This is a genomic window from Microcoleus sp. Pol11C3 (genome assembly GCF_036701485.1).
Lineage (GTDB): Bacteria > Cyanobacteriota > Cyanobacteriia > Cyanobacteriales > Microcoleaceae > Microcoleus.
Genome location: NZ_JAUBQW010000108.1, coordinates 1 through 12,085 on the forward strand (window position 1 = coordinate 1; position 12,085 = coordinate 12,085).

The window sequence follows — 12,085 nt, forward strand, 5'->3', positions numbered from 1 at the left end:
GAGTTTCAGCTTCTAGTCTTATGCACGAGTCTATCTTTTATTAGATAAAGTTATCACCATAAGTTCTGAAGAGCCAAAAAACTAGATTTTTTGGGTCGATATCTTTGATTTTTTCCCAATACTCTAACCTTAATTTCATGACTCTTTCAGTGCCGACTTGGCTACTTCTCACTGTTTTTTTTTACGATTTAATTCCCACTTTTGTAAGGCGTTAAACATGGCTGTTCTACCCACCCAATTACCCGTATTCACAGGCTTATAACTCACACAATTCTAGCAAGGTGGCATCGGGATGTGCTGCCACTATTTCTCTCAAAGAAGCTGTGGAATTATTCAAATGACTGTATCTCGGTTTCCCCTAGGTTTCGGCTGTAAATTCCCCTCTATTTTTTATGGCTTGACCAGTTTTTGAACTAAGCTTTTACTGACGGAAAATATCGCTGCTGTTTTTCTAATCGACAGCTTTTGATCTTGATGGGCTGCTACTATTTTTGTTCGTAAATCTACTGAATATGCTTTCATTGGTGTATTTTTTTTATCTATTCTTATTGTACCTAATAACACCCGGAAGTGCTGTATGGCCACAAAAACTACAATCACAACAGCCTGCCAACTTGTTGATTATTACATCTGGTTTGCGAATGATGTAGGTTCCTACCTCAGCAACCACAAGCTACAAAAACTATTGTACTACGCCCAAGCATGGTATCTAGCCTTTGAAGATACACCGCTGTTTGATGAAGATTTTGAAGCTTGGATGCACGGGCAGACTATCCCGGCTTTATTTTATGAATACAAAGAACAATTTGATTTTAAACCAATTCTCAAAGAAGTTAAAAAGCCCCAATTTCCAGAAGAAGTACAAGAGTTTTTAGACGAGTTATCCGATGATTATTTTTTTCGGGATGCCTATGAGTTAAAATTGATGGTGCGTCGCGAAGACCCTTGGATTAATGCTAGAGGTGAGTTGCCAAGAGATGAACCTTCTCATGCTATTATTACGAAGGAATCAATGAGAAATTTTTACAAAACCCGTGTCATCGAAAAAGCATAAAAAAAGACAAGATACAGAGATTCGCAGTCAACCATCTTCACCAAGGAGAGAGGTTTTCAAAATCCAAATTCCGGAAGGAATTAGCTTTTATTTCCGGTATTATCAGGAGGATAAAGATCGGTTTTCAATTGGCGGTAGAGATGCTAAGTATCTAGCATCTCTCTTGAGAAGGCTGCGCGATTTGTCAAAATTGAACGCTCAAGAAGTTATTAATAATCAGAGTAAAAGTCTGCGCTGTCATGGTATAGTTTGGAAAAATACAACTGAGCCTAATGGCTTCGGAATTCCCAATGAAGATATCCTAATCAATATTCCCTACCAGTTTCAAATATCTGCTAATGAGTATGGTAGGGTGCATGGCTTTTTTAGTGAAAATGTTTTTTATAGTGTCTGGCTCGACCCAGAACACAATCTTTATAGTTTAAATTATAGCCGAAGGAAGAAGGAAGAAGGAAGAAAAAGAAGAATGCAATCCAAACAAATGATCTCGTGCTTAAGATTCGAGAATTCTTGAAGAAGTTGGGAATCTCAAACAGTCTGGGACTCACTCCGACTAAAGAAACCGGGTTTTTCACTTAATCTGCCGACTGCGACGAACTATTATCGTAAAAAAAACGGTTTCTGGAACCCGATGCCTCCAGGACTAATTTTAAGAAAATTTTGCAGAGAGAGCTGCAATAAAATTAACGCTTAAAAAGCCTACTCCTAGTACAAGAATGATAAAGATTGTGATACTGAAAATAGACTTTAGCCGATCGCCAATTCCGGGTTTTTCTGAGTTCATTGGTCAATTATTGCAGTAAATTGGAGAGGGGCAATTGAGAAAGAGTAGATTATACCAATGCGCGCACAAAAAGGCAACTCCCGACAAGATCCAAACGACGATCGCCCTGAGTAGGTCGCATTTTTTTAACTTTTAATCTAAAATCTAAAATCTAAAATAGTCTTAGGCATTTTTCGTTTAGCCTCGGCAGCCCGAAGTTGATCGCCCGAACCCGAGCGCGCTAACTCCTGTAAAATAGAGGGCGCGTTGGGGCGAACCTTTTAACAGCCGGAATTGGGTGCGATAGTCACAGGCTCCCAAATACATAATAATATGGCAGTCATCCTTAACTTACTCACAAAGGTAAAAATAGAAGAGTGCCAAGAAATAATCTAAAACATATAACTGAAAAAAGGATAGAAATCGATGCTCCACCCAGTCTCGCAACCTTACCAACAACGAGCAAATACTATGACCCAAAGAGCCGTGCGGAAGCCAAAACCCTCTGTAGCAAACCACTTGAGACCAAGTTTTCCTCAAAGGCACTGGCTGGAGCTGGCAGAGTACGCCTCTCTGGCGGCCTCTGGTGTGGGTTCCCTGGCGGTGGCAGTGTCGGGCCAAGCTTTTTACGGGGTGGCTCCCCTAACTTTGGCTTTGTCGCTGAATGTTGCTAACCGGTATCGCTTCGAGCAGCAAGTGCGGGTGCATCAAAATTCGGAAATGGCCCAAGTCCAAAAGTCTGTAAATAAAGTCGAAAAAACGGCCGTGACGGTAATTGTTAAATTACGCAAGCAGTTGTCTGCAGATATTGCAGCGCTGCGTCAGCAAATGGCTGCAATGCCTAGGGCTGAGGGCTTTGAGGAGTCGATAGACATCCAGCGGCAGTTGCTGAGTTTAGGAGAGTCGGTAGCTTCTTTACAAGAAATCGTGGCGTCTGCTGTGCTCGATGTCCGCCAGCAGGTGAGCGAACAACTGCAAGATTTATCGGTTGGCCAATCGGCGAATCTCCAAGCTGTGGAAGAGGCTATAGAGCAACTGCAAAGCGCGACGCAAGGCTTGGCAGAAACTTCTATCAGCCGAGACGACTGGGAAGTAGTAAATACTCGATTTTTGGAAATCCAGAAAGTCATGGCCAATTTGCAAAGCCAACTGCAAGCTCCCGCGCACCAATCAACGGCGGATTTGTCTATCGTCCAAGCTCAAATCCACCGTTTGGAACACGAGCAGCAAGAAGTTGTCAAACCTCACCTCAAGCGCTTAATCTCGGTTGTCAAGGAGTTGCAGCACATACAAGAGAGTAGTCATTAGTCATTAGTAAGCTATCATTAGTCATCAGTCAGAAGGAAGATTTTTCGACTTAGAGATTCTGCGACTCACGCCCGATCAAGTCCAAATTTTTCGACAACTGTGTTACAAAATGAAAAGCTAATCTGTCTATTTCACCTGTTTTCAACCTGTTACAAGAAAAATCAATGACTGCAACCGTAACTATTGCTGATAACCCGTTACTAATCGGTCAAGGATTGCCTCCATTTGACGCGATCGAACCCGAGCAAGTAGTCCCCGCTATTACCCAACTGCTGACCGAACTAGAAGCCTCGCTAGCTGGCTTAGAAGCCTCTGTCGAACCGACTTGGAGCGGCTTAGTAGAACCATTGCAGCGACTCGGAGAGCGTTTAAATTGGAGCTGGAGCATTGTCGGACATTTGATGGGTGTGAAAAATAGCCCGGAACTGCGATCGGCTCACGAAACAGTGCAGCCGGAAGTAGTAAAATTTTGGAGCAAGCTCAGTCAAAGCAAACCGCTTTATGAAGCTTTTAAAGCGCTGCGGGCTAGCGAAAATTGGGACAGCTTAGAGTCAGCTCAAAAACGAATTGTCGAAGCCGCTCTCCGAGACGCCCAACTCTCCGGCGTCGGTTTAGAAGGCGAGGAAAAAGAGCGTTTTAATGCCATTCAATTAGAATTGGCCGAAATTACTACCCAATTTTCCAATCACGTCCTCGACGCTACCAAAGCATTCAGCATCACCCTCACAAACAAAGACGAAATTGACGGTTTGCCACCGAGTTTGTTGAGTTTAGCCGCTCAAGCCGCTCGCAGCGCCGGCGAAGAAAATGCAGATGCCGAAAACGGCCCTTGGCGGATCACTTTAGACTTTCCGAGTTACGGCCCTTTCATGCAGCACAGCACCCGCCGCGACTTGCGCGAAAAGTTATACAAAGCTTTTATCGGCAGAGCAAGTAGCGGAGAATTGAATAACTGGCCGTTGACCGATCGCATTTTAGCTTTGCGCCAGGAAAAAGCTGCTTTGCTCGGGTTTAGCAGTTATGCCGAATTGAGCTTGGCGAGCAAAATGGCTCCCGACGTTGCAGCAGTGGAAGCTTTGTTAGAAGAATTGCGCCAGGCTAGTTATGATGCTGCTGTCAAAGATTTAGAAGAATTGAAAGATTTTGCTGCCGAAAAAGGCGCGGCGGAAGCTGGAGATTTGAAGCACTGGGATGTAGGTTTTTGGTCGGAACGCCGCCGGGAAGAAAAGTTTGCTTTTAGTGCCGAAGAATTGCGGCCTTATTTTGCTTTGCCACAGGTATTAGAGGGGTTATTTGGATTAGTAAAGCGGCTGTTCGGCGTGACAGTAACTGCGGCCGACGGTCAAACTCCAGTCTGGCACGAAGATGTGCGCTATTTCCAAATAGATGATGAAGCAGGAAATGCGATCGCCAATTTCTATTTAGACCCCTACAGCCGCCCCGAGGAAAAGCGCGGCGGTGCTTGGATGGACGATTGCGTGGTGCGCGCTAAATTGGTCGAAGCAGGAAAAACAACTACGCGGTTGCCGGTGGCTTATTTGGTGTGCAACCAAAGTCCTCCTGTTGACGGCAAACCGAGTTTAATGACTTTTGGGGAAGTCGAAACTTTGTTTCACGAATTCGGTCACGGTTTGCAGCATATGCTGACAACGGTAGACTATCCGGGGGCTTCGGGCATCAATAATGTTGAGTGGGATGCGGTGGAATTGCCCAGTCAATTTATGGAAAATTGGTGTTACGATCGCGCGACTTTGTTCGGGATGGCAAAGCATTACGAAACCGGGGAAACTTTGCCGGAACACTACTACCAAAAACTGCTAGCAGCGCGCCACTACATGAGTGGCAGCGTCATGCTCAGGCAAGTACATTTTAGCAGCGTTGACATCGAATTGCACCACCGCTATCGATCAGGCGGCAGCGAAACTGTGGCCGATGTCCGCAACCGCATCGCTAAAACTACCACCGTTTTGCCTCCTCTGGAAGAAGACGCATTTTTGTGCGCTTTCGGACACATTTTTGCGGGTGGCTATGCGGCGGGGTATTACAGTTACAAATGGGCGGAAGTGCTCAGCGCTGATGCTTTTGCGGCGTTTGAGGAAGCGGGTTTGGAAGATGAAAGTGCGATCGCATCTACAGGCAAGCGCTTCCGAGATACCGTGTTAGGATTGGGCGGCAGTTTGCACCCGATGGAAGTGTTTAAAACTTTCCGGGGACGCGAACCGAGCACTAAAGCTTTGTTGAGACACAGCGGTTTAGTTGCGGCCTAATCTACTGTGGAATAACTGGGATTAATGCGGGTTAATTTATCTGCATTAATCCCAGTTTTTTGTTGAATAAGATTTATACATATCCTGTATGTGTAGGGTGCGGTGTGGATGAATTCTTACCGCTATCCAGCAGATTCCAGGTTTATGAAGCACACAACAGATCGTTGGTTCCCCGTAGGGACACGGCAATGCCGTTTCCCTACACTTCCTAAACCTGGAAGACGCTATAATTCATGCGTAAAATAACTTTTTGCGTAAGTTTTATTGTTATAAAATTGATAATTGGAACCACACTTTTTTAGTGGTATTAATAGAGCTAAAATTTTCCATACCAACCCATTTTATTGTAGAAAATCATGCAATAAACCTCTGTACTTTGGCACATCATCCCCAATCTTTTGGTGAAAAATCGGGCAAAAAGTGCGTTAGCGAAGCCCTCGAAGAGGATCGCCCGCAGATTTTAGTTTAGGTTGAAGGCTGATAAAACCAGCACTTGCGAATATTTGCTGTCATTGAGCACTGATTATACTTGAATTCCCTGTCTTGGAAATTAAATTTATATTTCGCAACATTTACGAACCGTTTTCTCGATACAGCTAATGCTTTTATTTGCAACTAAAAATCGAGGAGTTTACCGAATCTTTAAGATAGAGCGGCAACAGCGAGTCTTTTTTGAATTTTTGATAAAGAACGCGGGACTCGGTGTCAAAAGGGTAAAAAATTAATCTCAACTAAAAAACTTAGTTGAGATTAATTTTAGGAGTGTAATAAAAAATATTTGTATATAATAAAAAGTAAGGATTGATAGTTAATAGTTCACCTACAGATTAAGATTTTCATGGATATTCAATTAATTAATATCGGTTTTGGTAACATTGTGTCTGCTAATCGAGTGATTGCCATTGTAAGTCCCGAATCAGCGCCAATTAAGCGGATTATTACTGATGCGCGGGAGCGGGGACAACTGGTTGACGCAACTTACGGCCGCCGCACGAGAGCGGTAATTATTACAGATTCGAGTCACGTCATCCTCTCGGCGATTCAGCCGGAAACGGTGGCTAATCGTTTTGTGATCAGCAAAGACGGTCAAAGTCGAGATGATTGAGGTTTGTTAGTTGCAATTTGAGCGCTTACAGTTTAGAGTAAGCGGAAACTTAAATTGTTACACGTTTCTATTGTAAACATGAAATCTGGTAAATTAATTGTTCTGACGGGGCCTAGCGGTGTGGGGAAAGGCACCTTAGTACGATCGCTCCTCAATCGCCATCCCGAATTGTATCTTTCGGTATCCGTGACAACTCGTGAGCCCCGTGAGGGAGAAATTGAGGGACAGCACTACTATTTTGTCAGCCGCAGCCGCTTTGAACAAATGGTTGAGGCTGGAGAGTTGGCGGAATGGGCTGAGTTTGCCGGTAATTTTTACGGTACTCCTTATTTTGGTCTCAAGCAAGGAATTGGTGAGGGAAAATGGGTAATCCTCGAAATTGAGTTGGAAGGGGCTAGGCAAATTAGGAATAATTTTCCAGAGGCGCTGCGAATTTTTATTTTACCTCCTTCTTGGGAAGAATTGGAGCGACGGCTGCGGAGTCGGGGTCAAGATTCCGAAACTGCGATCGCCCGTCGGTTGGTGCGGGCTAAAGAGGAAATTGAAGCTGCAGGGGAATTCGATTTCCAAGTGGTTAATGACGATTTGGAAGTTGCTTTGAAAAAGCTAGAATCAATACTTAATTTGGTTGAGGTTTCAGGTAACTAATGATTAATTACCCATTTCTCCGTCCGGGCTAAAACTTCGCTACTTTGTTTGATAGCAACACAAACTTTTAAATTCAATTCCAGCATATTCAAGGAAGGCGAAATTTTTCTCAACGGTTCAATTTCGCGAGGAGAACAGCCCAACATTTCCATATAAGCTAGCGTCCACCCAATAGCTGCAATATCGCCGACATTGCCTTCTCCGGCGCAAAGGTAACAACCCAATTCGCCCTCCGACCCACACTCAGGACAAACCCAATTACCCAGTTGTGAATAGGGCAGATTTGTCCGGGAGGCGGAGGCAATTGTTAATGCTTTAATATGATTTTGAACTACTTGTGTAAAACCTCGGTTTTGGTTGCTGCGGTGGTCGGAATTGCCGTGCGATCGCCCGATTGCTACTGGTTGCTGTTGTGGCGAAGCAAGAGAGGCTGTTTGGTTCTCCCTGGTTACTCTAGATTCGCCTAGGTTCGCAGTTAGCTGAATACCATAGTCTTTCGACTCCGCAGTCTGAGAGTGGTTGAGTGCGCTGGAGGAATCGGGTTCGGAAGTTGTGAAGGATGTTTCTATTTGATCGGCAAAATCTTGCATTGAGAGGTGATGTTCGATCGCCAAAGACCAAGTTCTTTTATGTCGGAGGTCGCCATATTTTCTGGCTTCTTCCTCAGTAATGCCGATCGCCGCAGCCTCTTGCCGCAGCACATTCATCGAAGTCATTGTATCTGATATCATTAGTTTGTTTGCAGTTAAAATTACGATCGCCCGCTCAGCCTACAAATAAATTACCTTAGATATACTACAATAGTCCGGACTATTTTGAGATCCTAGTGGGAAACCCCTGATTTTCCGTTAGCAAGTCGATTCTGTAATCGCCCTGAAACCCTTATTTTACGCTTGGCAATCACACACTGTCCGAAGCATTGATAGTAGCCTAAATCTAAAATCTAAAATCTAAAATCTAAAATTGGATGACTTCAATTCTTCCCGATACAGCTTTATCTGTTGCCGGACTAACATCATACCTGCAAGACTTGTTGGAGGGCGATCGCAACCTGCAATCAGTTTGGCTGACAGGCGAGGTGTCGAACGTTTCGCACCACCCCAGCGGTTGCTTTTTCACTCTGTGCGACACCGACAAAAGCGCTGCCATTCGCTGCGTGGTGTGGAATTCTCAGCGGCAAAAATTGGTGCAAATCCCGGAAAAAGGCGAACAGTTGCTGGTTTTGGGAAGCATCCGGGTTTACAAAAATCGCGGCGAGTACCAGTTGACTGTTGTGCAATCGCTGCCGGCTGGGGAAGGATTGCAGGCTTTGCGGTTGCAGCAATTGCGATCGCGCTTGGATGCGGAGGGTTTCTTCGATCCCGCCAGAAAGCGCCCGATTCCCGCACACCCGCAAATTGTGGCCGTGGTGACATCCGATACTGGCGCTGCTTGGGGAGACATTCAGCGGACTCTAGCCCAAAGATATCCGGGTTTGCGGGTGTTGCTGTCGCCCACAGGAGTGCAGGGAGAATTGGCTGCTGCTGCCATTGCTAGGGCGATCGCCCGTGTAGAATTGGACGGTAGGGCGGATGTGATCATTTTAGGGCGGGGCGGCGGTTCTGCGGAAGATTTGGCTTGTTTTAATGATGAGAGAGTTGTCAGGGCGATCGCCAATTGTGCGATTCCAATTATTACAGGCATCGGCCACGAAAGAGACGAATCTCTCGCCGATTTAGTAGCAGATAAACGAGCTCACACTCCAACTGCGGCAGCGGCTCAAGCTGTACCAATTTTAGCAGATATTTACTTGGAACACAAGCAGCGAATGGTCAATTTAGCAACTGCTGTGCGGGCAAGATTTCAGACAGAAGAAGAGCATTTGCAACTGTTACAAAACCGTTTAAAACGTTTGCCTGCAACATCCCGAACTTTGCGGAAAGCAACTGGTAAACTGGAGGTATTGCAAGAAAAGTTAGCCGCACTGAATCCGGCGGCGGTATTGCAAAGGGGTTATGCGGCGGTAATCCAAAGTGACGGTACGATCGTCCGCACAACTGACGGTTTGGAATTGGGAGAGGAATTGACTGTGAGGTTGAGTCGGGGCGTGCTGAAAGTTAAGATTGTAGAAGTATTGGATGCGGAATAAAAGTGATGATTGATTCGCAGTTGCGCCAGTCTGACTGGAATTATGAGGAAACGGTCGATCGAATTGAAGCGATTATCGATCGGGTGGAATCGGGAGAGTTGCCTCTAGAGGAGGTTTTTGAGCAGTTTGCGGTGGCTGTGGAGTGTTTGCAGGAGTGCGAAAGCTTTTTGGCGCGGGGGAAGGAACAGATGGATTTGTCGATCGAGCTTTTGGCCGCGGAACCCGATTTTTAAGCGCCGATTATTGATATTAAAACTCTTGTGGGGTGGGCTTTTAGCAGCGCCCCAAAGCTACAAAATAAATGCAGTAGAACTCATCTCCCCACAGAATGGCAAGCAATAAAAGGCCCATTGCTCAATGCAAACCCTGACAAATAAACCCCGACCAATAAATTAAATCAGCAAAAGGATTTGGCATCGTATAGAGATTTTTCAGCAGACTTTTATATCCTTGAATTTTCTCCTTAATATTATTCACATCTTTCATTTTATTCTTGAACATATTTTGAAAATCCTTAAACTCATCTTTCTCCCTCTTGTATGATTTTTGCTGTAACTTCAACGCCTTATTCTCCGCCTGTACTTCAACTAATTTCAGCTTTAAATCATCAATAATTACCTGAATTAATGGATCTAGTTGTCGCTGATAAAGCCACTGCAACTCCGCACCAGAAATCGTCCGTAACCTCACCTGTGCGCGCCGCAACGCATCCGGGCGACTGCAACCAGCTTGCTGCCGAAACTGATAGTAAAAAATCGAAAACAACGACGTAGCCAAATCATCCACCGCCCACAAAGTGCTGACCACACTCCGAGCACCCGCACACAAAAAAACCGTTCCCAAAGTGAGAAGATCATCGGTAATTTTCGTATCTCCTAAATTGGTTTCGCAGCAGGATAGAAACACATCCGATAAGTTCGGTAAACGCCAACCTGGTGTCATTAATTCCCCTAACGTGATACTCCCATCCCCTAAAAGCAATTTCGATTCTAAAGGATTGTCTAAACGCGAGATAGCGTGGTGGCTGGAGTGCAGGACATTAACTGTTTTGACCAAATCGCGATAATTGGTGACTGTTGCTTGTTCGCGTCCTTTTAAGTGTTCCTTGACAGGAACAATTTTGTTGATTTCTTCGCACTCGAAACGTGTAAAATATAGGTCATCCGTGGCATTTTCCACAATGCCGTATTGCGGCGATTCGATGGTTGGGCGATGATGGCAATACTCTAATATTTTGCAACTAGGCACGTAACGGATTAGGAAATAATCGCTAAGAACCCCCCCCGACCCCCCCTTGCTAAGGGGGGGAGATGGAAGAGATTCTCCCTTGCTAAGGGGGGGAGATTGTTCTTCTGTTAGCTCCCCCTCAACAAGCAGCGAATCTGGTTGCTCTCTTAGCCCCCCGTTGCTAAGGGGGGGTTGGGGGGGGTTCATCGACTCATCAACAAGCAGCGAATCTGGTTGCTCTCTTAGCCCCCCGTTGCTAAGGGGGGGTTGGGGGGGGTTCATCGGCAATGCCGCCAACGGAATCTGATGCAAATACAGATGGGGAATCACAATCAATTCCTCAATCCTATCCAGATATTTACCAATCAAATCATCAACTTTCAACCGCTGCGACAACTGAGACAAAAACTCACCCATCCCCTGTTGCCAAATTTTACGATCCATCAAATAAGGCAACAACCACCTCTCCCGAATCCACTGCTGAAAAGTTGCCCGACCCTCTCCCTGACAAGTATGAACCTGCGGGGCTTTATCCTTGTAAATCACAAAAACATGAGTGTCATCATCAGTAGTATAAAAACACAGAATCGCTGTATAGGGATTTTCTATCAGTTGCTGCATCGCCGCAAACTTCATCGCATCGACTTGAAGTTGTCCCGCTAAAACTTTATCTAAACCGCGAATGTTTTGCCAGATTTGCTGTTTCTCGGATTCCAATTGTGCTATCTTATCCGTGTAAGCAACGACATCCGCCCGACTCCGCGACTGAGTTGCCACACTTGCTAATTCTTTATTCCCTGACGATGGATTGCAGAGTTGTTCAACTTCCGCGTCAATTTCCTGTTGCTTCGCCTCAAACTCCCGCAAATAAGTTTGAACTTCGGCCGGAATTTCGCCGTTAGCATACAAGTCATTGCTGTGCATTAAATCGACTAAATGCTGGGAACGGGTTCTGTCACAATATTCTATGGCTTTTTCTAGTTTGCCGCTGTTGACGCAAGCTTGAATCGCGTTTTCGTAAACATTGATCGATTCTGCTACTATCTGTTGGCGGCGATCGTCCGAAGTTGCCCAACTTCTACTGTATTCCACCGCTGTCATCGCTTGTTCGTATCCTTCGATAGCAGTTTCCCAGAAACCAGCAGTGAAAGCAGTATTGCCGAGGCTTCTGCTAGTTGTCAGACATTCTAAAGGAAAAGCGGTAGGGGTACGGACGATTAAAGCCGACTGGAAACAAGCGATCGCCTCTTCTATATTCTGGGCTTTTTCTCCCAGAATTCTGGCTCTGTAGGCATTCCCCAAATTATTTTGAGTCATCGCCCAATCTTGGGGAAATTGTTCGGGGGTATAGACGATTAAAGCCGACTGGTAACAAGCGATCGCCTCTTCTATATTCTGGGCCTTTTCTCCCAGAATTCTCTCACTGTAGGCATTCCCCAAATTATTTTGAGTCATCGCCCAATCTTGGGGAAATTGTTCGGGGGTGTAGACGATTAAAGCCGACTGGAAACAAGCGATCGCCTCTTCTATATTCTGGGCCTTTTCTCCCAGAATTCTGTCACTGTAGGCTGCACCCAAATTATTT

Annotated in this window: 10 protein-coding genes; 8 read left to right on the forward strand and 2 right to left on the reverse strand. The window is 45.3% G+C overall.

Annotation, left to right across the window (positions count from 1 at the left end; all coding sequences use genetic code 11):
- The first annotated feature begins 577 nt into the window (after nt 1-577).
- The 6 genes from QUA40_RS21220 (at nt 578) to gmk (ending at nt 7,145) form a co-directional block, all read left to right on the forward strand.
- Nucleotides 578-1,054, forward strand: coding sequence for a type II toxin-antitoxin system antitoxin SocA domain-containing protein (locus QUA40_RS21220; RefSeq protein WP_333129464.1), 477 nt, complete (start codon nt 578-580; stop codon nt 1,052-1,054).
- Nucleotides 1,035-1,568 (forward strand): hypothetical protein, encoded by a 534-nt coding sequence (locus tag QUA40_RS21225; protein WP_333129466.1) that lies wholly within the window; start codon nt 1,035-1,037, stop codon nt 1,566-1,568. Before QUA40_RS21220 ends, QUA40_RS21225 begins: the two co-directional genes overlap by 20 nt.
- Before the next feature lie 720 nt (nt 1,569-2,288).
- The gene (locus QUA40_RS21230; protein WP_333129468.1) at nt 2,289-3,125 is read left to right on the forward strand and encodes a hypothetical protein; all 837 of its coding nucleotides are present in this window, start codon (nt 2,289-2,291) and stop codon (nt 3,123-3,125) included.
- Between the two features lie 164 nt (nt 3,126-3,289).
- The gene (locus tag QUA40_RS21235) at nt 3,290-5,392 is read left to right on the forward strand and encodes a M3 family metallopeptidase (RefSeq protein ID WP_333129471.1); all 2,103 of its coding nucleotides are present in this window, start codon (nt 3,290-3,292) and stop codon (nt 5,390-5,392) included.
- Between the two features lie 838 nt (nt 5,393-6,230).
- Complete coding sequence (gene remA / locus QUA40_RS21240; RefSeq protein ID WP_190659785.1) at nt 6,231-6,497, forward strand: extracellular matrix/biofilm regulator RemA; 267 nt, start codon at nt 6,231-6,233, stop codon at nt 6,495-6,497.
- 78 nt (nt 6,498-6,575) lie between these two features.
- On the forward strand, nt 6,576-7,145 hold the full coding sequence (gene gmk / locus QUA40_RS21245) for a guanylate kinase (RefSeq protein ID WP_333129473.1): 570 nt from the start codon (nt 6,576-6,578) through the stop codon (nt 7,143-7,145).
- Here the strand turns inward: gmk and QUA40_RS21250 are convergent.
- Entirely contained in the window at nt 7,142-7,876 is a 735-nt protein-coding gene (locus QUA40_RS21250; RefSeq protein WP_333129475.1) for a hypothetical protein, read from the reverse strand. The genes gmk and QUA40_RS21250 overlap by 4 nt on opposite strands.
- Before the next feature lie 236 nt (nt 7,877-8,112).
- On the opposite strand from QUA40_RS21250, the gene xseA reads away from it, so the two are divergent.
- Both xseA and xseB read left to right on the forward strand, forming a co-directional pair.
- Nucleotides 8,113-9,273 (forward strand): exodeoxyribonuclease VII large subunit, encoded by a 1,161-nt coding sequence (gene xseA, locus QUA40_RS21255; protein WP_333129477.1) that lies wholly within the window; start codon nt 8,113-8,115, stop codon nt 9,271-9,273.
- A gap of 5 nt (nt 9,274-9,278) precedes the next feature.
- The gene (gene xseB / locus QUA40_RS21260) at nt 9,279-9,506 is read left to right on the forward strand and encodes an exodeoxyribonuclease VII small subunit (RefSeq protein ID WP_015176394.1); all 228 of its coding nucleotides are present in this window, start codon (nt 9,279-9,281) and stop codon (nt 9,504-9,506) included.
- Between the two features lie 121 nt (nt 9,507-9,627).
- Here the strand turns inward: xseB and QUA40_RS21265 are convergent.
- Nucleotides 9,628-12,085 (reverse strand): CHAT domain-containing protein (locus QUA40_RS21265; RefSeq protein ID WP_333129480.1); only part of this gene is annotated, 2,458 nt, incomplete at its 5' end.

What these genes read in the sequence shown, in the direction of transcription:
- QUA40_RS21230 (WP_333129468.1), top strand. Translation starts at nt 2,289, where the DNA reads ATGACCCAAAGAGCCGTGCGGAAGCCAAAACCCTCTGTAGCAAACCAC.
- QUA40_RS21220 (WP_333129464.1), top strand. Translation starts at nt 578, where the DNA reads ATGGCCACAAAAACTACAATCACAACAGCCTGCCAACTTGTTGATTAT.
- gmk (WP_333129473.1), top strand. Translation starts at nt 6,576, where the DNA reads ATGAAATCTGGTAAATTAATTGTTCTGACGGGGCCTAGCGGTGTGGGG.
- xseB (WP_015176394.1), top strand. Translation starts at nt 9,279, where the DNA reads ATGATTGATTCGCAGTTGCGCCAGTCTGACTGGAATTATGAGGAAACG.
- QUA40_RS21235 (WP_333129471.1), top strand. Translation starts at nt 3,290, where the DNA reads ATGACTGCAACCGTAACTATTGCTGATAACCCGTTACTAATCGGTCAA.
- remA (WP_190659785.1), top strand. Translation starts at nt 6,231, where the DNA reads ATGGATATTCAATTAATTAATATCGGTTTTGGTAACATTGTGTCTGCT.
- xseA (WP_333129477.1), top strand. Translation starts at nt 8,113, where the DNA reads ATGACTTCAATTCTTCCCGATACAGCTTTATCTGTTGCCGGACTAACA.
- QUA40_RS21250 (WP_333129475.1), bottom strand. Translation starts at nt 7,876, where the DNA reads ATGATATCAGATACAATGACTTCGATGAATGTGCTGCGGCAAGAGGCT.